Source organism: Devosia sp. A369 (genome assembly GCF_054489345.1).
Map to the genome: position 1 here is coordinate 310,659 of NZ_JBTMWV010000002.1, position 21,002 is coordinate 331,660.

At 64.1% G+C, this 21,002-nt stretch carries 20 protein-coding genes; 13 read left to right on the forward strand and 7 right to left on the reverse strand.

Going from position 1 to position 21,002, the window contains the following annotated elements:
- Positions 1 to 3: 3 nt before the first annotated feature.
- On the forward strand, positions 4 to 879 hold the full coding sequence (locus ACX3OZ_RS04995; protein ID WP_459096678.1) for a 4-(cytidine 5'-diphospho)-2-C-methyl-D-erythritol kinase: 876 nt from the start codon (positions 4 to 6) through the stop codon (positions 877 to 879).
- On the opposite strand, the gene ACX3OZ_RS05000 is transcribed toward ACX3OZ_RS04995, so the two are convergent.
- The gene (locus tag ACX3OZ_RS05000; RefSeq protein ID WP_459096739.1) at positions 876 to 1,943 is read right to left on the reverse strand and encodes a polyprenyl synthetase family protein; all 1,068 of its coding nucleotides are present in this window, start codon (positions 1,941 to 1,943) and stop codon (positions 876 to 878) included. The two genes, ACX3OZ_RS04995 and ACX3OZ_RS05000, sit on opposite strands and share 4 nt — an antisense overlap.
- Positions 1,944 to 2,104: 161 nt before the next feature.
- Between ACX3OZ_RS05000 and ACX3OZ_RS05005 the strand changes: the two genes are divergently transcribed.
- The 8 genes from ACX3OZ_RS05005 (at position 2,105) to ACX3OZ_RS05040 (ending at position 10,762) form a co-directional block, all read left to right on the forward strand.
- Positions 2,105 to 2,764, forward strand: coding sequence for a methyltransferase (locus ACX3OZ_RS05005; protein ID WP_459096679.1), 660 nt, complete (start codon positions 2,105 to 2,107; stop codon positions 2,762 to 2,764).
- 49 nt (positions 2,765 to 2,813) lie between these two features.
- Positions 2,814 to 3,659, forward strand: coding sequence for a S49 family peptidase (locus ACX3OZ_RS05010; protein WP_459096680.1), 846 nt, complete (start codon positions 2,814 to 2,816; stop codon positions 3,657 to 3,659).
- The gene (locus ACX3OZ_RS05015; RefSeq protein ID WP_459096681.1) at positions 3,656 to 3,889 is read left to right on the forward strand and encodes a hypothetical protein; all 234 of its coding nucleotides are present in this window, start codon (positions 3,656 to 3,658) and stop codon (positions 3,887 to 3,889) included. The genes ACX3OZ_RS05010 and ACX3OZ_RS05015 overlap by 4 nt, the downstream gene beginning before the upstream one ends.
- A gap of 51 nt (positions 3,890 to 3,940) precedes the next feature.
- Positions 3,941 to 4,864 (forward strand): glycine--tRNA ligase subunit alpha, encoded by a 924-nt coding sequence (locus ACX3OZ_RS05020; protein WP_459103952.1) that lies wholly within the window; start codon positions 3,941 to 3,943, stop codon positions 4,862 to 4,864.
- A gap of 215 nt (positions 4,865 to 5,079) precedes the next feature.
- Positions 5,080 to 5,637 carry a LemA family protein gene (locus ACX3OZ_RS05025; RefSeq protein ID WP_459096683.1) on the forward strand — a complete coding sequence of 186 codons (558 nt, stop codon included), beginning with the start codon at positions 5,080 to 5,082 and terminating at the stop codon, positions 5,635 to 5,637.
- A gap of 7 nt (positions 5,638 to 5,644) precedes the next feature.
- Entirely contained in the window at positions 5,645 to 7,552 is a 1,908-nt protein-coding gene (locus tag ACX3OZ_RS05030) for a DUF2207 domain-containing protein (RefSeq protein ID WP_459103953.1), read from the forward strand.
- A gap of 78 nt (positions 7,553 to 7,630) precedes the next feature.
- Positions 7,631 to 9,655 carry a glycine--tRNA ligase subunit beta gene (gene glyS / locus ACX3OZ_RS05035; protein WP_459096685.1) on the forward strand — a complete coding sequence of 675 codons (2,025 nt, stop codon included), beginning with the start codon at positions 7,631 to 7,633 and terminating at the stop codon, positions 9,653 to 9,655.
- A gap of 117 nt (positions 9,656 to 9,772) precedes the next feature.
- Entirely contained in the window at positions 9,773 to 10,762 is a 990-nt protein-coding gene (locus tag ACX3OZ_RS05040; RefSeq protein ID WP_459096686.1) for a DUF808 domain-containing protein, read from the forward strand.
- A gap of 130 nt (positions 10,763 to 10,892) precedes the next feature.
- Here the strand turns inward: ACX3OZ_RS05040 and rnhA are convergent, their stop codons facing one another.
- On the reverse strand, positions 10,893 to 11,363 hold the full coding sequence (gene rnhA / locus ACX3OZ_RS05045) for a ribonuclease HI (RefSeq protein WP_459096687.1): 471 nt from the start codon (positions 11,361 to 11,363) through the stop codon (positions 10,893 to 10,895).
- A gap of 63 nt (positions 11,364 to 11,426) precedes the next feature.
- Positions 11,427 to 12,398 carry a 4-hydroxy-3-methylbut-2-enyl diphosphate reductase gene (ispH, locus tag ACX3OZ_RS05050; protein ID WP_459096688.1) on the reverse strand — a complete coding sequence of 324 codons (972 nt, stop codon included), beginning with the start codon at positions 12,396 to 12,398 and terminating at the stop codon, positions 11,427 to 11,429.
- A 117-nt stretch (positions 12,399 to 12,515) separates the two neighbouring features.
- On the opposite strand from ispH, the gene ACX3OZ_RS05055 reads away from it, so the two are divergent.
- The 3 genes from ACX3OZ_RS05055 (at position 12,516) to ACX3OZ_RS05065 (ending at position 16,776) form a co-directional block, all read left to right on the forward strand.
- Positions 12,516 to 14,780 (forward strand): putative PEP-binding protein, encoded by a 2,265-nt coding sequence (locus ACX3OZ_RS05055; protein ID WP_459103954.1) that lies wholly within the window; start codon positions 12,516 to 12,518, stop codon positions 14,778 to 14,780.
- A gap of 79 nt (positions 14,781 to 14,859) precedes the next feature.
- A complete protein-coding gene (locus ACX3OZ_RS05060) occupies positions 14,860 to 15,417 on the forward strand; it encodes a hypothetical protein (RefSeq protein WP_459096690.1) in 558 nt (185 codons plus the stop codon).
- A 321-nt stretch (positions 15,418 to 15,738) separates the two neighbouring features.
- Positions 15,739 to 16,776, forward strand: coding sequence for a cell wall hydrolase (locus ACX3OZ_RS05065; protein WP_459096691.1), 1,038 nt, complete (start codon positions 15,739 to 15,741; stop codon positions 16,774 to 16,776).
- On the opposite strand, the gene ACX3OZ_RS05070 is transcribed toward ACX3OZ_RS05065, so the two are convergent.
- From ACX3OZ_RS05070 to ygfZ, 3 genes are all read right to left on the reverse strand, one after another.
- The gene (locus tag ACX3OZ_RS05070) at positions 16,773 to 17,222 is read right to left on the reverse strand and encodes a hypothetical protein (protein ID WP_459103955.1); all 450 of its coding nucleotides are present in this window, start codon (positions 17,220 to 17,222) and stop codon (positions 16,773 to 16,775) included. The genes ACX3OZ_RS05065 and ACX3OZ_RS05070 overlap by 4 nt on opposite strands.
- Before the next feature lie 124 nt (positions 17,223 to 17,346).
- Positions 17,347 to 17,949 carry a YfbR-like 5'-deoxynucleotidase gene (locus ACX3OZ_RS05075; protein WP_459096693.1) on the reverse strand — a complete coding sequence of 201 codons (603 nt, stop codon included), beginning with the start codon at positions 17,947 to 17,949 and terminating at the stop codon, positions 17,347 to 17,349.
- Positions 17,950 to 18,226: 277 nt separating this feature from the next.
- Positions 18,227 to 19,063, reverse strand: coding sequence for a CAF17-like 4Fe-4S cluster assembly/insertion protein YgfZ (ygfZ, locus tag ACX3OZ_RS05080; protein ID WP_459096694.1), 837 nt, complete (start codon positions 19,061 to 19,063; stop codon positions 18,227 to 18,229).
- Positions 19,064 to 19,131: 68 nt separating this feature from the next.
- Between ygfZ and ACX3OZ_RS05085 the strand changes: the two genes are divergently transcribed.
- Entirely contained in the window at positions 19,132 to 20,460 is a 1,329-nt protein-coding gene (locus ACX3OZ_RS05085) for a dihydroorotase (RefSeq protein WP_459096695.1), read from the forward strand.
- Positions 20,461 to 20,710: 250 nt separating this feature from the next.
- On the opposite strand, the gene ACX3OZ_RS05090 is transcribed toward ACX3OZ_RS05085, so the two are convergent.
- A complete protein-coding gene (locus ACX3OZ_RS05090) occupies positions 20,711 to 20,989 on the reverse strand; it encodes a hypothetical protein (protein ID WP_459096696.1) in 279 nt (92 codons plus the stop codon).
- Positions 20,990 to 21,002 lie beyond the last annotated feature (13 nt).

Genomic DNA, 21,002 nt, shown 5'->3' on the forward strand with positions numbered 1-21,002 from the left:
TTGATGGTCGAACCGCAGGTCCAATTCGCACCAGCCAAGGTCAATCTTGCACTGCATGTGACCGGCCGGCGCGCCGACTTCTATCACGAGCTGGACAGCCTGGTGGTGTTTGCCGATGTGGCCGATGAGCTGACGGCGCGCCCGGCCGAGGCGGATACGCTCAGCATCAGCGGCCCCTTTGCCAAGGGGCTGGGGGGCGGTGAGGCCAATCTGGTGACGCGTGCCGTGGCGGCATTCCGCGCCCGCTGGCCCGATGCTGTCGCCACGGGGCTGGCCCTGCACCTCACCAAGAACCTGCCGGTCGCGGCCGGCATTGGCGGCGGCTCGGCCGACGCCGCGGCGGCGCTGCGCCTGCTGGCGGGGCTATCCAGCCAGGCGATCGACTTCACCGCTCTGACCGAGCTGGCGGCGACGCTGGGCGCCGATGTGCCGGCCTGCCTCGTCTCGACGCCGTTGCTGATGGGTGGGATCGGCGAAAAGCTGACAGTGCTGCCGGATTTTCCCACCTGTCATATCGTGCTGGTCAATCCCATGGTGCCGCTGGCCACCGCGGATGTGTTCCGCAAGCTGGTGAGCCATGACAATGACAAGCTGCCCGAACTCCCCGCGCCACTGACGCGGCCGGCGCAATTGGCGCTGTGGCTGGCCGAGACCCGCAATGATTTGCAAGCGCCGGCCGTCCAGCTGGTGCCGGTGATTGGGGAGATCATCATGCAATTGGCGGCAACGCAGGGCTGCATGCTGGCGCGCATGTCGGGCTCGGGCGCCACGGTGTTCGGCCTGTTCGGCTCGTCGGGGCAAGCCCATCAGGCGGCGCAGGTCATGCGCGCCGCCAATCCCGACCATTGGGTGGCGGCAGCGCCGCTGATTCTGCCTTAGAAAGCGCGCGCTACGCTGAATTCGACCACATCGCTCAGCAGCGAGCGAATATCGGATTCGGGCAGGATCTCCAGCGCCTGCTGGGCGGCGCGGGCATGGGCCTGAGCCAGATCCAGTGTGCGGGCCAGCACCTTATGGCGCTCAAGGATAGCGACGACTGAGGCGACCTGTTCCGCAGTCGCGTCGGCATCGCCCAGCGCGGTGGTGATGATGGCGCGTTCGGCATCGCTGCCTTCGGCCAAAGCCAGAATCACCGGCAGGGTCATCTTGCCTTCGCGCAGATCGTCGCCGGTATTCTTGCCCAGCGTGCCATCTTGCCCGCCATAATCGAGCACGTCATCGACCAGCTGGAAGGCATTGCCAAGTTCGAGCCCAAAACGGGCCAGTGCCGCGCGGCCGGCCGGATCGGCGCCGCCCGACATGGCGCCCACTTCGCAGGCGGCCTGAAACAGCACGGCGGTCTTGGCGCGGATCACTTCGGCATAGTCGGCGGCGGTGGTGGTCAGATCGCCGGTCTTGGCGAGCTGGAACACTTCGCCCTCGGCCATCACGGCAGAGGCGGATGACAGCACGCCCAGCGCCCCAATATCGCCAGTTTCCACCATCATCATGAAGGCTTGGCCGAGCAGGAAGTCACCGACCAGAATCGAGGCCTTGTTGCCCCACACCATGCGGGCCGCGGGCTTGCCGCGCCGCATGTCGCTCTCATCGACCACGTCGTCGTGGAGCAAAGTGGCGTTGTGCATGAATTCCACGGCGGCCGCGAAATTGATGGCGCTGCCCTGGCCCTTGCCGAACAACTGGGCCGCGGCGACCGTCAGCATCGGGCGCAGGCGCTTGCCGCCGCTCTCGATGAGGTAACGGGCCAGCTCGGGCACCATTTCGACATGGGAATCGGCGCGGCTGAGAATCAATGCATTGACCTCGGCCATGTCGGCGGCCGTCGCCACGAGCAAACGCTCGACCGGATTGATCTCCGGCGCTTCTCTCACTTGCGTCAGAACTGACACTGTTTTTCCGTCCTCGTTCGCCGCTATCGGCAAATCTGGTTGAGCCTGCTGCATGTGCGCAATAAGGTCGCGCAAAACCGGCCTTTAAGGGTGCGATGTCCCTAGACCAGCCTACTGCCTTTGTAAAACACCAAACCATAACGCGCGACGCCTTTTTAGGTGGCAGGCTCACTCTGTCGCAACCCAAGCACGGCTTTCGCGCCGGACTGGACAGCGTGTTGCTCGGTGCGGCGGTGGCCGAAAATCGCCGAACGCTGCTCGATCTGGGCTGTGGGGTGGGCACGGCCGCCTTCGTTGCGCTGACCCATCATGCCGGCCTCAGCGCCACGCTGGCCGAGCAGAATGCCGAGATGGCGGCGCTGGCAGCGGCCAATGCGGCCGACAATGGCCTAGCCGACCGCGCACGAATTGTGGTGGCGGATGTGACCGGCAAGGGCGCCGAGCGCCATGCGGCCGGGCTGGTCGACAATGGTTTTGACAGCGTCATCGCCAATCCGCCCTTCTTTGCCGATGGCACGCTGGCCGCCGATGCCGGCCGGGCCGGCGCGCGGCACATGGACGCGGCCATGCTCGATCTGTGGATCAAGACCGCCGCCGGCACCGCTGCCGCTGGTGGTGAGGTGATCTTCGTCTATCCCGCCACCAGCCTCGCCCCGCTGCTGGCTGGGTTCACCCAGCGTTTCGGGGCGGTGACGGTGCTGCCGCTGAGCCCGCGTCCCGATGAGGCGGCGAGCCGCGTGCTGCTGCGCGGCATCAAGGGCTCGCGCGCGCCGCTGACCCTGCTGGCCAGCCGGGCCCTCCATGAGCGGGAAGGGCGGGCCTTCGCCCCCGAGTTCGACGCGATCTTTCGCGGCAGCGCCCGGCTTGTCTGGTAATCAGGGCGGGTAGGCCCTAAATCTGGCAGCCAAGCAAGAAGGACCCAGCATGGCCGAACTGACCACGCCGACCAGGAACTGGCTGCGCCGCCTCACCGGCCGCGGCAAGACCGTCATCCCGGTGGTGCGCCTGCATGGCGTCATCGCCGCCGAACAGCGGCAGGGCCGGCTCAATATCGCCACGGTTGGTCCGCTGCTCAAACGTGCCTTTGCCATCAAATCGGCGCCGGCGGTGGCGATCATCGTCAATTCGCCAGGTGGCTCCCCGGTGCAGAGCCGGCTGATTTCCAAGCGCATCCGCGATCTGGCCAACGAGCACGGCAAGCCGGTGCTGGTGTTTGTCGAGGATGCGGCGGCGTCGGGCGGCTATTTCATCGCCGTGGCCGGCGACGAAATCATTGTCGATCCCAGCTCCATCGTCGGCTCGATCGGGGTGATCATGGCCGGCTTCGGCTTTGTCGGCACGCTGGAAAAGCTCGGCATCGACCGGCGCGTCTATACCGCCGGCAGCAATAAATCGACGCTCGACCCGTTCCTGCCGGAGAAGGACAGCGATATCGAGCGCATCAAGCAGTTTGAGACCGACATCCATCAGGTGTTCATCGATCATGTGAAGGCTCATCGCGGCGCGCGTCTCAAAGCGGCCGATGAGGTGTTGTTCACCGGCGAGTGGTGGACCGGGTTGCGCGGCGTGGAGCTGGGATTGGTGGACGCTATCGGCGACCTGCACGAAACGCTGACCAGCCGCTATGGCGCCGACGTGGTGCTCAAGGTGATCGAGCCGAAGCGGAGCTGGTTCGGCCTGCCGCGCATCGGCTTTTCGCTGGCGGGGCTGAGTGGCGAGCTGGCGGCGACGGTCGAGGACCGGGCTCTTTGGGCGAGGTTTGGGCTATGACCGGCATGCTGCTGCGCGTTCTGATTTTTGCCATCATCGGCCTCGTCATCTGGCTCGGCCTGCGCAAGATCTGGCGCGACTGGACCGGCCAGTTTAAGGCCGATGACGAAGAGGCCCGCCGCCTGCGCCGCGAACGCGACCAGCGCGAACGGGCCCAGCCCGGCATCATCGACCTCAAGCGCGACGAAGATGGGACCTTCCGCCCCGGCGACGACGACAAACCACGTTGACCGCTGGGGACGGCCAAACTAGAGGTTGTCCCGCATGTTAGGGACTGCCAAATGACCAATCGCCCGCCACATATGGACCCCAAGAACTCGTTCCAGGGTCTGATCCTGACGCTCCAGGAATTCTGGGCGGCGCAGGGTTGCGTGATCCTGCAGCCCTATGACATGCCGATGGGCGCCGGTACGTCCCACACCGCCACAGTGTTGCGCGCCCTCGGCCCCAAGCCGTGGAAGGCCGCCTATGCGCAGCCCTCGCGCCGTCCCAAGGATGGCCGCTATGGTGAAAACCCCAACCGGCTGCAACATTATTACCAGTTTCAGGTGATCCTGAAGCCTTCGCCGGACAATATCCAGGACCTCTATCTGCAGTCGCTCTATGCCATCGGCATCGATCCGGCGCTGCATGATCTGCGCTTCGTCGAGGACGACTGGGAAAACCCGACTCTGGGTGCCTGGGGCCTGGGCTGGGAAGTGTGGTGCGACGGCATGGAAGTCAGCCAGTTCACCTATTTCCAGCAGGTTGCCGGCTTTGAATGCAATCCCGTCGCTGGCGAGCTGACCTATGGGCTCGAGCGCCTGGCCTGCTATCTGCAGAATGTCGACTCCATCATGGAGCTGAATTTCAACGGCGGCAGCGGCGACGACAAGGTCACCTATGCCGACGTGTTCCTGCAGAATGAGCAGGAATCCAGCCGTTACAATTTCGAAGCCGCCGACACTGACATGCTGTTCCGCCATTTCGCCGACGCCGAGCAGGAATGCCGCGCCGTGCTCGCCAAGGGCGCGACCGCCAACCGCCAGAACATGGCGATCCCGGCTTATGAGCAGGTGCTCAAGGCCGCGCATAATTTCAACCTGCTCGACGCCCGCGGCGTCATCTCGGTGACCGAGCGGCAGAGCTATATCCTGCGCATCCGCGAACTGGCCCGCAGCTGCGGCGAAGCCTGGCTGCAGACTGCCGGCGGCGGCGCGGAATAGGGTTTTCGCGACTCTCCGCGCCAGGCTGAGACGCTTCCCCACCCCCGATGTCACCCCGGCCTTGAGCCGGGGCCCATCCTGAGATCTCGAGATGGATCCCGGCTCAAGGCCGGGATGACACCGAGTTTTGGGCATGGCCGGCCTTCCCATTGCGCCACGGCCACCACAATGCCAGTGTCGGCCCTCTTCTCGGTGCGCTTTAGGGAGTCACGCACATGATCGGTTGGATCATCCTTGGCCTGGTCGTCGTGGCCGCCATCTATGCCGTCAGCATCTATAATGGGCTGGTGAAGAACCGGCAGATGGTCGAAGAGGGCTGGTCGGGCATCGATGTGCAGCTCAAGCGCCGTACCGATCTCATTCCCAATCTGCTGGAAACGGTGAAGGGCTATATGGGCCACGAGCGCGAGACGCTCGAAGCGGTGACCAATGCCCGCGCCGCCGCCACCAGCGCTGCCAATGGCACCCCCGAACAGCGCGCCGCGGCCGAAGGCCAGCTCTCGTCGGCGCTGGGTCGGCTGATCGCCACCGCCGAGGCCTATCCCGACCTCAAGGCCAACACCACCTTCCTCGAATTCCAGGCCGCCTTGCAGACGGTGGAAGACGAAATCCAGATGGCCCGTCGCTACTACAATGGCGCCGTGCGCAATCTGAATGTGATGGTCGAATCGGTGCCGTCTAATTTTATCGCCGGCCCGTTCGGCTTCCAAAAGGCGCAATATTTCGAGCTGGAGAACGAGGCGGACCGCGCGGTCCCCAGCGTCAAGTTCTGAGCCGACAATGCGCCTGCTGCTTCGCTTTGCTGTCCTTGCGCTGCTGGCGCTGACCCTGGCGCTGCCGGCGGTGGCGCGCGAGGAAATCTCCGGCTTCATCGCCGATGTCAATTTGCGCACTGATGGTTCGGTTTCGGTAGCCGAGACCATCGAGGTGAACGCCGAGGGCATCGAAATCCGGCGCGGCATTTATCGCGATATTCCCACGGTGCAGCTGTCGCCCTCAGGCCAGAAAATCCGTGCTGACCTGTCGGTGCAGTCCGTTACCCGCGATGGGGCGCCCGAGCCGTTCCGCACCGAGCGCATGGGCAATTTCATCCGCATCTGGATCGGCGACAGCAGCCAGCTGATCGGGCGCGGCCAGCATCGCTATGTGGTGAGCTACACCATGGACCGCATGGCGCGCAGCTTTGCCGACCATGACGAACTCTATTGGAACGCCACCGGCAATTACTGGATTTTCCCGATTGTCCGCTCCGTCGCGCGGGTGACGCTGCCCGAGGGCGCGGTGATTTCCGATCTGGTCGGCTATACCGGCCCGGCTGGCTCGACAGAGCAGGCGGTGACCGTCACCCGCAATTCCGACAATAGCGCCAGTTTTCGCACCGACCGGGTGCTGGGGGCCGGCGAAGGCATGAGCTTTGCCATCAAGTTCCAGAAGGGCATTCTGGTCGCGCCCGAGGGCATGGATGCGTTGCTGGCCTGGCTTTCGGATATGCGCGAAACCCTGCTGCCGATTTTGGGCGTGGTGCTGGTGCTGGGCTATAATGTGACGGCGTGGAGCCGGGTCGGGCGCGATCCGCCCAAGGGCACCATCATTCCGCTGTTCCATCCGCCGAAGGATTTTTCGCCGGCGCTGACCCATTATGTGCATCACTGGGGCTTTCAGGGCTGGACGGCTTTTACCGCCACTTTGTTTGACCTAGGCGTCAAGGGACTGGCCAAGATCGACAATCCCAAAAGCGGGCTGTCGGTCTCGGTGACCGGCAAGTCGCCGACCGAGACATTGCCGGCCGGCGAACAGACTTTGCTCGATTATCTGCGCCTCAAGGGCACTGTGACGGTCGATAAGACGAATGGCGTCGAACTGGCCAAGCAACGCACCGCACTGGTGACGGCGATTGAAAGCGAGAACCGCCGCGTCTGGTTCAACCATAATTTTGGTTTCGCCGCGCTCGGCTTCCTGATCGCCATCGGCGCGCTGGTGGCCATGGTGTGGTTCGAGGCGCTGGAGCCGGAATGGCTGGTGGTGGGCGTCGTCGCCGGCATCGTGCTCGGCGTGGTCGGCACGGTGGGCAATGCGCTGTGGAAGGGCAGCGGCTTTGGCCGCTTCTTCCTCATCCTCTGGGTCGGCATTATCGGCTTCAATCTGATCGGGGGCGGGCTGGAAATCTTCACCCAGGTGAGCATCAATTCGGCCGCTATTGCCGCCGGCTCAATCGTGCTGATCACCGTGGTGTTTGCCGTGCTGATGCGCGCGCCGACCATCCAGGGCCGCAAGGTGATGGACCAGATCGACGGCTTCAAACTGTATCTGGAAACCGCCGAGAAAGAGCGGCTGAACATTGTCGGCGAGCCGCCGATGACGATCAATCGCTTCGAGCGCATCCTACCCTATGCCATTGCGCTGGGCGTGGAAAAGCCGTGGTCGGCGCATTTCGATGCCGAGCTGGCGCGCAATGCGGTCAGCGATGTGACGCCGGGCATGGTCTATCGGCCACTGTGGTATTCGGGCAGTTCGTCCTTCTCGCCGGGCAAGATTTCCAATGCCGTCAGCGCCGCCTCGGCCGGCATGACCGCCGCCATGGTCGCGGCCCAGCCGGTGCAGGCCAGTTCGTCGGGTTTTTCCGGCGGTGGCGGCGGCGGTGGTTCCTCAGGTGGCGGCGGCGGTGGCGGTGGTGGGGGCGGCTGGTAACGCCGGCTGCCACATTGGAAATGGACATCGCCTACGCCCCAAGCTAATCAGACCACGCCTCCAACTTCGGTATCCGCTATGCCAGAACTGCTGCTCGAACTCTTTTCCGAGGAAATCCCGGCCCGCGTCCAGCGACGCGCGGCGGACGACCTCAAGAAGGCCGTGACCAATGCGCTGGTCGATGCGGGTCTGGTTTACGAGGGTGCCAAGGCATTCGTGACGCCGCGCCGGCTGGCGCTGACCGTCACCGGCCTGCCGGCTCGCTCGCCCGATACGCGCGAAGAAAAGAAGGGCCCCAAGGTCGGCGCCCCGCAGCCGGCTATTGACGGCTTCCTGCGCTCGGCCGGGCTGACCTCCATTGATCAGGCCAAGATCGAAAGCGACCCGAAAAAGGGCGATTTCTATATCGCCCAGATCAACAAGCCGGGCGCCGATGCGGTGGATTTGCTGGCGACCATCCTGCCGAAAATTCTGGCCGATTTCCCCTGGCCGAAGTCGATGCGCTGGGGCAGCGGCAGCTTTAGCTGGGTGCGCCCGCTGCGCGCCATCACCGCGACCTTCGGCGCGGAAAATGAAGAGCCGGTGGTTATCCCCTTCGCCTCCAACGAAATTTCCGCCGGGCAGACCACCTATGGTCACCGGTTCCTGGCGCCCGACGCCATCCGCGTGCGCCGCTTCGATGACTATGTGACGGCGCTGGAGCGCGCCAAGGTGGTGCTCGATCTCGACCGCCGCAAGGACATCATCAAGAGCGATGCCGAGCAGCTGGCCTTTGCCCAGGGCCTGACCGTCATCGCGGACGAAGGCCTGCTCGAAGAGGTTGCCGGGCTGGTCGAGTGGCCGGTGGTGATGATGGGTGCGTTCGATCCTGCCTTCCTCGAATTGCCCGAGGAAGTGATCATCGCCACCATCCGCGCCAACCAGAAATGCTTCTGCCTGCGCGATGGCGCCGGCAAGCTGGCGCCCAATTTCATCATTACTGCCAATACCATAGCCAGCGATGGTGGCGTGGTGATCACCGCCGGCAATGAGCGCGTCATCCGCGCCCGACTCAGCGATGCGGCGTTTTTCTATCATGGCGATCTGGCGTTGCCCCTTGAGCATGGCCTGCCAAAGCTCGAAGAAACCGTGTTCCACGCCAAGCTGGGCAGCCAGTTTGCCCGGGTCGAGCGGCTGGTCAAACTGGCGGCTGAAATCGCGCCGCAGGTGGGGGCCGATCCCGAGCGCGCCAAGCGTGCGGCGATGCTGGCCAAGGCTGATCTGACCACCGGCATGGTCGGTGAATTCCCTGAATTGCAGGGGTTGATGGGCCGCTATTACGCCGCCGCCCAGGGCGAGCCGGCGGACATCGCGACTGCGGTGGAGATGCACTATAAACCATTGGGGCCAACCGATATTGTGCCCACCGAGCCGACGTCAATGGCGGTGGCGCTGGCCGATAAACTCGATCTTTTGACCGGCTTCTGGGCCATCGATGAGAAGCCGACCGGGTCGCGCGACCCCTTCGCTTTGCGTCGGGCGGCGCTGGGGGTGATCCGGATTATCACGGAAAATTCGCTGCGCTTCCCGCTCAAGGTTGAGGCGGATTTGCTGGCGTTTTTCCATGACCGGCTCAAGGTGACTTTACGCGATGCCGGGGCGCGGCATGATCTGGTTGATGCGGTGATTTCGGCCGACAGCAACGACATTCTGCAGATCGTGCAGCGCTCCGAAGCGCTGTCGGCGCTACTGTCGTCGGCGGATGGGCAGAACCTGCTCGCCGGCTATAAGCGCGGCGCTAACATCTTGGCAGCAGAAGAGAAAAAGGACGGCAAAGCCTATGCTGGCGCCGTCGATCAGGCGGCTTTGCGGCTGCCCGAAGAGGAAGCGCTAGCGCTGGCGGTGGATGCGGTTCATGCCGCCGTGGCCCGCCATGTCGGCACCGATGACTACAAGGGCGCCATGGCTGAACTGGCGACTTTGCGCGGCCCGGTGGATGCGTTTTTCACCGCCGTTTTGGTGAATGACGCCGATCCGGCGGTGCGGGAAAATCGCCTGAACCTGCTGGCGCGGCTGCGCGACACCATGCATCTGGTGGCAGATTTCTCCAAGATTGCTGGCTGATTTCTGCCAGCATGCTGGCAGATTTCTTGCGGTTTTCTGGTGATTTTCTGACGGGCTGAAACTTTTTCGGCTTTCATGCACTATCCATCACGCCGCATAGGCGTGATGGGGGACTGCATGTCGGTCGGATTACTCGCTCTACTGGATGACGTCGCGGCCATCGCCAAGGTCGCAGCGGCCTCGCTGGACGACATTGCCGGGCAGGCGCTCAAGGCCGGCACCAAGGCGGCGGGAGCGGTGATCGATGACGCGGCCGTCACCCCGAATTATGTCGATGGTTTTGCCGCCGACCGCGAATTGCCCATCGTCGGCAAGATCGCTTTGGGGTCGATCAAGAACAAGCTGATCTATCTGCTGCCGGTGGCGCTGCTGCTGAGCAGTTTTCTGCCGTGGCTGATTGCGCCGCTGCTGATGTTTGGCGGGGCCTATCTATGTTTCGAGGGCGCTGAGAAGGTGTTTGCGGCCTGGTTTCCGCATGCCGCGCATGGCGTCGAGGCCGAAGTGGAGCCGGTGGTCCAGACGGCGACGTCGCTGGAAGAGACACGGGTGAGCGGGGCGATCAAGACCGACTTCATTCTCTCGGCTGAAATCATGACCATCGCGCTGGGCGCGGTGGCGACCGACAATATCTGGGTCACGGCGATGGTGCTGGCGCTGGTGGGCATCGGCATCACGGTGGTGGTCTATGGCGGGGTGGCGCTGATCGTCAAAGCCGATGATGTCGGACTGGCGCTGGCGCGCAAGGGCCGGACCCATACTGGGCGGGCGTTTGGGCGGTTTTTGGTGCGGGCCATGCCGCGTTTCATGAGCACGCTGGCGGTGGTCGGTACGGCGGCGATGATCTGGGTGGGTGGGTCGATTGTGATCCATGGGCTGGCCAGTTTTGGCCTCGACCATGTCGAGCATTTTATCGAGCATAATGCGGAATGGGTGGTGGGGCTGGTGCCGGCCGGGATGGCGGGCATCACCCACTGGACCGCTCAGGCGGCGCAGGATCTCGTTGTCGGCATTGTGGTCGGCGCGCTGCTGATCCCGCTGGTGGAGCATGTGATCGTGCCGGCTTGGCATGGGATGAAGGGGTTGTTGCCGAAGCGGGGGCTTTCCTAGAGCGCACCCCACCCACAGTGTCACCCCGGCCTTGAGCCGGGACCCATCCCCCGATCGCGCCGGTGGGACGATCTCAGGATGGGTCCCGGCTCAAGGCCGGGGTGACATCGAGTTTTGGGAGAGATGAAGGCTACACCGGCGGCATCAGGGGATCGCGGCGCTTCGTCTTGTAGGGGGCCATGCCCTCGTTGGCGAGTTGGTCAGCGCGTTCGTTGAGTTCGTGGCCGGCGTGGCCCTTGACCCATTTCCAGGTGATGGTGTGGCGCTTGGTGGCTTCGTCCAGGGCTTGCCAGAGTTCGAGGTTTTTCACCGGCTTCTTGTCGGCAGTGCGCCAGCCGTTCTTTTTCCAGCCATGCATCCAGCTCTGGACGCCGTTTTTGACATATTGGCTATCAGTGTGGAGTTCGACGGTGCAGGGGCGCTTGAGGGCGTTGAGCGCTTCGATGGCGGCGGTCAGCTCCATCTTGTTATTGGTGGTCAGCTGTTCGCCGCCACAGAGTTCCTTGGTCTTGTCGCCATATTGCAGGATGGCGCCCCAGCCGCCGGGGCCGGGATTGCCCGAACAGGCGCCGTCGGTGTGGATGATGACTGTATCGGTCATGGAAATTTCCGGAATCGTGCTGCTGGCCAACACTAGGGGCTTGGGCAATGCGGGGATAAGTGCCTAGCGGGGAACGGCGGCTTCGATGGTGCGGAGTTCGCGCGGGATGTTGAAGGCGATGTTTTCCTTGGCCGTCACCCGGGCTTCGACCTTGATGTCGTAGCGCTGGGCAAAGGCCTCGATCACCTCATCCACCAGCTTTTCCGGGGCGGAAGCGCCGGCCGACACGCCGAGGCTCTTGATGCCCTCAAGCCGGCTCCAGTCGATCTCGGACGCCCGGTCAACCAGCATGGCGATTTTGCAGCCGGCGCGCTCGGCGACTTCCACCAGGCGCAGGGAATTGGAGGAATTGGACGAGCCCACCACGATCATGGCGTCGACTTCGGGGGCGACGGCCTTGACCGCTTCCTGCCGGTTGGTGGTGGCGTAGCAGATGTCTTCCTTGTGCGGCGCGGTGATCGCCGGGAAGCGCTGCTGCAGGGCGGTGACGATCTCGCGGGTGTCATCGACCGACAAAGTGGTCTGGGTGACGAAGGCGAGGTTCTGTGCGTCGCGCGGGGTGAAACTGGCGACATCGGCCACGGTTTCGATCAGGGTGATCGAGCCAGAGGGCAACTGGCCCATGGTGCCGACCACTTCGGGGTGACCCTTATGGCCGATCAGCACGATCTCGTGACCTTCGGCAAAATGACGCTGGGCCTCGACGTGAACCTTGCTCACCAGCGGGCAGGTGGCGTCGAGAAAGAACATGTTGCGGGTCTTGGCCTCGGCCGGCACCGATTTGGGCACGCCATGGGCCGAGAACACCACCGGCGCCCCGGTTTCGGGGATCTCGCTCAGTTCCTCGACAAAGATAGCACCTTTGTCGCGGAGGCCATCGACCACATATTTGTTATGAACGATGGCGTGGCGCACATAGACCGGCGCGCCATATTTTTCGAGCGCAAGCTCAACGATCTGGATCGCCCGGTCGACGCCGGCGCAAAATCCGCGCGGAGCGCAGAGCAGAATGTCTAGTTGTGGCCGCTTTTCCATATCAGTCAGATGCTTTCGCTGGTGCAGCAAGTCAAGCCTTGTTGCGGTCGCACGAGGTCATAGGCAATATGGCCCTTCAAATATGGCAAGGACTTAACGGTGAGTTTGGCGCAGGAAATGTTCGCGATTGCCCCGGCTCTGGGGGAGGCGAACCTGTCCGCCAGCCAGCTTAAGCTGCTGGCCGGCAAGGCACGCTGGATTTTCCGCGTCGGTGAAGCCGGCTTTCCCACCGTGCCGACCATCGCCATCACAAGGGCGGCCTGGGAGGCTTTGCAGGCCGAACGCCTGCGCAAGGATGCAAGGCTGCGCACCCATTGGGTCGGTTGCCTGTTCCGCCTCGTCGGCAAGGATGGCACGCCGCCGGCGCTGGTGGTGCGGACTTCCGCCGCCCAGCATAATGGCGGGCTGATGTCGGCCAAGCTGGGCATTGCTGCGCCCGCCAATCCCGAAGATTCGGTCGATCCGACCAAGCCGCTGGCCAAGGCGATCAAGAATGCCTTCGACTCCTATGGCTTCGGTCCCGGCTGGACCGGGCGGCAGGACGAAGATCGCGGCAAGCAGATCGTGCTGGTGCAGGCGCTGGCCGCTGGCGCGATCGAGCAGTTTCTCACCCGCAACGCGACGACGGGCGCCATGGGGCCAGCCCCGGTGGATGTCTCGCCGCTGCCCCGACTGCCCGAGTCGGTGCAGGCGCTAGTGGCGCTGATGGATGCCAAGGCTGGAAGGCATATGTGCTGCAGTGTCGCCATCCAGCGCGGCCAGGTGGTGTTTATCTCCGCTCGTCCGTCGCAGGTCTCGGCGGCGGCCGACCTTGAAGCGGCGGTGGATCGGGTCAACCGCAAGGTGTGGTCGGCGCAGAATGCCGTCAGCCGCATCGACCCCACCCGCATGGCGCAATTGCTGCACCCCAGGCTCCGTTCAGCCGAAGGCGTGGCGCCCATCGCCATGGGGCTGGGCGTATCGCCCGGCGCGGCCAGCGGGGCCATCGTCTTTACCCCCGAGGACGCGGCGCGGCTGCGGGCACGAGGCAAGCATTGCATTCTGGTGGTCACCGAAACCGGCCCGACTGACATCGAGGGCATGAAGGCCGCAACCGGCATTCTGACGGCGCGCGGCGGCATGACCAGCCATGCCGGGGTGATCGCCCGTATCACCGGCAAGCCCTGCGTCGCCGGGGTGCGCACCCTGACGGTCGATGCGGCGGAAATGACCTGCCGCATCGGCGACCGCGAATTCCGCAGCGGCGACCGGATCACCATCGATGGCAGCGACGGCGCGGTCTATGTCGGCATGCTGCCGCTGGCCCAGCCCCATATTGGCGGCGCTATCGGGAAGCTCTTGGGCTGGTCGGACGCCAGCCGCACCATCTCGGTGCGCACCAATGCCGAAACCGTCGAATCGGCGATGACGGCGCTGAGCTTTGGCGCCGAGGGCATCGGGCTGGCGCGTAGCGAGCATATGTTCTTTTCCACCGAACGCATGGTGGCGCTGCGCCGCATGATCCTGAGCGAGGACGAGGCGGACCGCAGCCGGGCCATCGCCGGGCTGGTGGATTATCAGACCGGGGATTATTCGGCGCTGTTTTCGGCGATGCAGGGGCTGCCGGTGACGGTGCGGCTGTTTGATCCGCCGTTGCATGAGTTTTTGCCACGCACCGAGGAAGATATCCAAGAAACCGCCGCTTCGCTGGGGCTGGCGGTGCGGACGCTGCGGCTGCGGCTGGAGCGGCTGGCCGAAAGCAATCCGATGCTGGGCCATCGCGGGGTGCGGCTGGCCATCACCTATCCCGAAATCCTCTCGATGCAGATGCAGGCGCTGATGGCCGGCGTGCGCGCCGCCAGCGAGACGCAGAACGCGCCGGTGGCCGTCGAAGTGATGGTGCCGTTCGTGTCGACCGCCACCGAAGTCGCGTTTGTGCGCGAGCGGGTGATGCAGATCGCCACCAATTCGGGGCTGTTGCGCAGCGAGCGGGCCAAATTTTCCTTCGGCACCATGATCGAGCTGCCGCGCGCCTGCCTGCGGGCCGGCGATATCGCCCAATTGGTCGATTTCTTCTCCTTCGGCACCAATGATCTGACCCAGACCACTTTCGGCATTTCGCGCGACGATGCGCCGACCTTCCTCGCCGAATATCAGCGCAAGGGCGTTTATGAACGCGACCCCTTCGTCTCGATCGACGAGAAGGGGGTCGGGGAAATGATCGCCATCGCCATCCAGCGGGGCCGGGCGGCCAACCCCAATCTCAAGATCGGGATTTGCGGCGAACATGCCGGCGATCCGGCCTCGCTGAAATTCTTTGCCGGCTTGGGCGTCGACTATGTGAGTTGCGCACCCTATCGTGTGCCGGTGGCGCGGCTGGCGCTGGCGCAGGCTTCGGCTTAAACAACGACGTGACGATCCCTATATGCAGGGGACAGGCCGGAATTATATGCCGGCGCAATGGGATGGGGACGATACCGACGTGAAATTATTGCCGGTTCTAGCGCTGCTGCCACTGTTTGCCATGCCCTCAACCGCCGTGCTGGCCCAATCGGGCGTCGCCCAATGCACCGCTATCGCCACCGATGGCGAGCGGCTGGCCTGCTATGATGCGATCTTCCTGAGCGGCGATGGCGGGGCCAATGCGCTCAGCGTCTCGCTGCAATCCGAGCAACTGATTCCGGCGCGGCCCAGCGGGCGAGCCCCGGCCACCATGACCGTCTCCTGCGGCGATGATGGCGTGCTGCGGGTGGCGTTCAGCTTTGCCGGCAACACCATGTCGGCGCTGGGGCGCGATGCGGGCATTACCCTGCAATATGATCTGCAGGCCGGGCGCAGCCGCACGCTGCCGGTCAATCCCGAGAACACCGCCATCCTGCTCAACACCACGGCGGACGCGGCCACTTTCCTCGATGGCCTCAACGGCGCCACCAATCTCACGGTGCGGGTGACCCCGGTCAATTCACGCTCGCTGAGCGTGCGGTTCCGGGTCGATAGCTTCGTCGAGGAAGTCGCGCCCGTGGTTGCGGCGTGTAGTTAGCCGGGTCGTTCGCTAACCCAGTCCCAACCACGGTGTCACCCCGGGCTCGACCCGGGGCCCATCTCGAGATCTCAGGATGGGTCCCGGCTCAAGGCCGGGATGACATCGAGTGTGGAATGACATCGCGTGTTCCGCTAGACATCCCTGCGACAAATCCGCCAATCACAATCCTGCCCGAAGCTGGCCATGGTTAACCCATGGCCGTGCCGCAATGCCTGTTTACCGGCTGCTAACCCTAATCAGACATCATCACCTTTGTCGGCATTCTAGCGTCACTTTCGCCGATCAGTAGTTTTGTTGCGTAGCGTTGAGTAGCGTTTAATGGCTTCTTCCCACCGGTCGGTGCGTTCGCGCCCGGCCCGAGCGGTTCGCCGCCATCCCTTCACCAGGTTGCTGGCTGTCGGGATTTTTTGTGGTCTCGGTTATGCCGGGCTCACCAATGGCGCGTTTGGCCCTGCGGCCGAGCTTGGCGATGCTTTGCCGTCCGACGTCGATCTCGTAGCTGCCTCGATTTCCTATTCCGGCGCTGATCCGGTGATCACCGGCTCGGTCGATCATCTGTTCCAGACCGCCAGCTTTACCGGCCCCAACCGCGCCGCCAAGACCGACCGGCTGCGCCCCAAGGCTGACGTGCTGGCCATTTCACGCAGCTTTCAGGAAGTCCGCACCAGGCTCGCCGCCTTGCGTGGCGCCCCGCTCGATCCGACCGATCTGGGCCAGTCGCGACTGGCGGCCATTCCGGCGACGGGCGATGTGGAAATCGGGCCGCGCATGTCGGTGGCGTCCATCAACCCCTCGACGGCTGCGGCGCTTGACGCCATTGCCGGGATTGCCCCCACCGCAGCGGCGCTGCCGCTGCCGGCCATGGCTTCCGAACAGCTGGCTTATGCCAGGGCCAATAACCCGGTCACCGGGGGCTTTTCGACCGGCAGCGCCATGCAGGTGTCCGACAAGGAACTCTGGTGCCTGGCGACGGCGATCTATTTTGAAGCGCGCGGCGAGAGCTATCGCGGTCAGGTGGCGGTGGCGCAGGTCGTGCTCAACCGCGTCAAGGATCATCGCTATCCCAGCACCATCTGCGGCGTGGTGTTTCAGAACCAGGCCCAGCGCAATGCCTGCCAGTTCTCCTTTGCCTGCGACGGCATCCCCGAAACCATCAATGACCGCGAGTCCTGGGCGCAGGCCGAAGATATTGCGCAGCGCTTCACCGCCGGTTCGCTCTATCTGACCGAAGTGGCCGACGCGACGCATTACCATGCCACTTACGTGCGCCCAGCCTGGGCCCCGCGCATGACCAAGGTCACCCAGATCGGGCTGCACGTGTTCTACAAGTTCAAGAGCGGCTGGCTGTTCGGCTAGTTCCGGCTGGATTGGTAATAGGTGAAGGACCCGGCGACGCCGGTGCTGAAGCCTGACCAGGCGCCGTGGCTCCAGTAGCGGAAGAAATTCCGGTCCGGCTCGGCGCTTTGCACGCTGATGCCCGGATACTGGACGTGGCGGGAGAACATGGCGTCGGAGGAATAGGTGCCGGTATCGGTGGTGGTGATGGTCACATAGCTGACCTTGCCGGCTTCGACCTTTTTGACGCGCGCGGTGGCCAGCGGGTCGGTGGCCACCCAGTCCTCATAATCAACGAGATAGTCGCGCTCCTCGAAGCGCACCAGGCGCGAGGGGTCGACGCCATGGATGGCTGATTCATCGCCGAAGGCCTGCAGCACCACGCCGGGACCGACGGCGGCCAGGGCGGTGGCGCAGACGGCCCCCAAGGTCATGCCGAGCAATAGATGGCGATCTGGCAGATTCATGGCGGTCCGTCCCGAAATGAAGCGTATGGCGGCATTGTCTTAACCACTCAGAAACCATAATGGCCTGAACCGGGCAAAGTTAATTGCTTGTTAAGGTTAATGTCCCCAGCGCCGACGGCGACGGTCAGGCGGCAATGGCCTCGAAGGCGGCGATGAAGCGGTCATGGGCTTCGCGGGTCGGCCAGGGGCGGATCAGCCGGTCGAAGGCGTCGACATCGAAAGCCGGCAGGCTGGGGGCGCCGAAGAATTTGCGGGCCTCGGCTTCGGCGAAACCGGCCAGATGGATGGCCTCGAAAAACGCGGCTTCGCGGTCGGCTTTCTTGACCTGCTTGGCCAGGGTCGCGGGCATGCTGGCAGGCAGCGAAAAGCGCAGATAGATCGCCGAGAGCAGACGATTTTCCACGTCCTTGTAATTGCCGCCCATCGCCGCCTTGAACGGGGAGATGATGTCGCCCATCACATATTCGGGGGCGTCATGCAGCAGCGCCTGGGCCTGCGCCGCCGGCTCGCAATCGGGATTGTGGGCGCGGAACAGCTCGAGCACCAGCACCGAATGCTGGGCCACCGAAAACGGGTAATCCCCATGCGTCTGGCCATTCCAGCGGGCAACGCGGGCGAGGCCATGGGCGATGTCGGAGAGTTCGACATCCATCGGTGAAGGATCGAGAATATCGAGCCGGCGGCCAGACAACATGCGTTGCCAGGCGCGCGTGGAATTGCGTGTCATGGGATCCCAAATGCTAACGGACAGTCAGCGCCGAGAGTAGCCAAAGCACACGATTCGCTAAAACGTAATCGGCGGAAGGGGGCGTGTTCACTGACACTTTCGCCCCTAAAGCGACGTCATGTCTGTCTGAGACAATCGGCTCTTTTCCTCCCTCCCCCTTGAGGGGAGGGCCGGGGAGGGGGTGGCATCGTGGCTAACTGGACGACCCCCACCCTCAATCCCTCCCCTCAGGGGGGAGGGAGGCGCAGGAACCGATACGCCAAAGCTGACTAGGTGATCAGTCCTCAGCCGGGGTGGTCTCGCCGAAGGCGTAGCTGGCCCAGGCGGGCAGGGTGACGGTGACCGGTTTGCCGTCGACGGTGACGGCATCCAGATCGGTGAGGCGGTCGAGGCGGAGGATGGCGACGGCGCTGCCATCGACCACTTGCCCGATCGTGCCGGCGTCGCGGCTGCCGGCGGTAACGGCACTGCCGGCGGGGGCGGTGATGCCCGAGACGATGACCGGACGGCGGCGGGCGGTGCCGCGATGCTTCATCCGGCTGACCACTTCCTGGCCGACATAGCAGCCTTTGACGAAGTCGATGCCCTCGGTGATGTCGAGGCCCAGATCATGGGCGAAGGCGTCATTGGCGGGGAAGTCATTGCCCTGAACCGGGATGCCGGCGGCGATGCGGGCAGCCTGATAGGCGTGATCGTCCTGCATCCAGCTTGCGCTGGCCGCCACCGGGGCGATGACGCGCCAGCCGAGCTGGACTGGGCCAAGCCTGTCGGCGTGGCTGACCAGAGCGGGTTCGGCCGTGGTGGCGAAGCCGACGCGGTGGCTGTCGCGCAGATCGTCGATCACGGCCTGCGCGCGCAGGCGGTACATTTTCATCCGCTTGAAGAAATCATCGGCGACCGATTGGTGGACATCGACCCAGATGGCGTCCTCGGCCTGGCCGGCCAGCCCCTCGGCCAGGATCTTGCCCTGTGGCGAGAGCAGTGCCCAGGCGGCAGCGGTGCCGATTTCGTCGGCGGTGGGGATATGCCCGGTCACCACATCATTAAGCAGCTTGTGCGCATCGGGCCCGGAGAAACGGAACACGGCACGATCGGCGCGGAGATGGATGGTCATGATCTACTTGCTTCCCGGACGGAGCGTCCGCTAAACCGGCCTGAGAGATAGACAGGCGGGGACCAGACATGGCGCAGTACGACACTATTTTCAAGAACGCGACCCTGGTCAACCAGGACGGCGAGGGCTTGGCCGATATCGCGGTGCGTGACGGAAGGATCGTGGCGCTGGGCAATGTTGGCGACTCGGCGACTGAAATAGTGGACTGCACCGGGCTGCATATCCTGCCCGGCGTCATCGATACGCAGGTGCATTTCCGCGAGCCGGGGCTGACCCATAAGGAAGACCTGGAATCGGGCTCGCTGTCGGCAGTGATGGGCGGCGTGACCGGGGTGTTTGAAATGCCCAACACCAATCCGCTGACCACGACGCGCGAGACCTTCGAGGCCAAGATCGCCGCCGGCACCAACCGCATGCATTGCGACTTCGCCTTCTATATCGGCGGCACGCATGAGAATGTCGGCGAGCTGGCCGAACTGGAAAAGCTGCCGGGCTGCGCCGGCATCAAGGTGTTCATGGGCTCGTCCACCGGCTCGCTGCTGGTGGCGGATGATGATGGCGTGGAAGCCATTTTGCGGGCGATCTCACGCCGCGCCGCCTTCCACTCGGAAGATGAATTCATGCTCGAGGAGCGCAAGCATTTGCGGGTGCCGGGCGATCCGTCGAGCCATCCGGTGTGGCGCTCGCCCGAGGTGGCGCTCAATTGCACCAAGCGCCTGGTCGGGCTGGCCCACAAGACCGGCAAGCGCATCCATGTGCTGCATATCTCAACCGGCGAGGAAATCGCCTATCTGGCCGACCACAAGGATGTGGCGAGTGTCGAAGTGACGCCGCATCATCTGACGCTGGACGAGACGGCTTATACGAAACTGGGCACCTATGCGCAGATGAACCCGCCGGTGCGCGATGCCAAGCATCGCGCGGCGATCTGGGGCGGGGTGGCCAATGGCGTGGCCGACATTCTGGGCTCGGACCACGCGCCGCATACGCGCGAGGAAAAGGACCATCCCTATCCCGACAGCCATTCCGGCATGACCGGGGTGCAGACGCTGGTGCCGACCATGCTGGACCATGTGAATGCGGGGAAACTGAGCCTGGCTCGTTTCGTGGATATGACCAGCGCCGGGCCGAACCGGCTGTTCGGTATCGCCAATAAGGGGCGCATCGCGGTGGGTTATGACGCCGATCTGACCATCGTGGACATGAAGCGCCGCGAGACGATTACCAATGAGTGGGTGAAGTCGCGCGCCGGCTGGACGCCCTATGATGGGGTGACGGTGACCGGTTGGCCGGTGGGTACGGTGGTGCGCGGCCATCGGGTGATGTGGCAGGGGGAGCTGGTGACGCCGTCGGTGGGGCAGCCGATGCGGTTTCTCGAGGCGCTGGCGGAAGCGTAAGGCGCTTCCCTCTCCCCTGAGGCCGGTGGGTGTGACACCCCCACCCTTGATCCCTCCCCACAAGGGGGAGGGAGACGATGAACACTACCATCGCAACCTGCGCCTCCCTCCCCTTCGATGGGGAGGGAATGAGGGTGGGGTGGGGCCACGAGCATTGAAGCATAGGCGGGCGCAGCACCCCTCACCCTGACCTTCCGCTGAACGCGTCAGGTCTGTCCCTCTCCCACAAGGGGCGAGGGGAAGAAGGGGGTTACTGCAAGATGCGGTCTAGATTGTATTCGCCCGAGCGGATGCGGTCGGGGAGGAGGGCGATGAGGTCGGCGGTGGCTTCGTCGCCATGCATTTTGACGAAGGTGGCGAGCGCGGCAAACAGCGAGGCATGGGCCAAGGCGGCGCTCTGCACGCCATCATCTTCGGCATGATTCCACGCCTCGGCCAGATATTCGAGCGCCAGCTGCCGCTCGCCCTGATCACGGTCGAAGACGCCACGCCCGGAGGCGGGCTCAAACATGGTTTTGCTGGAAGTCATGAATCTGGAATTA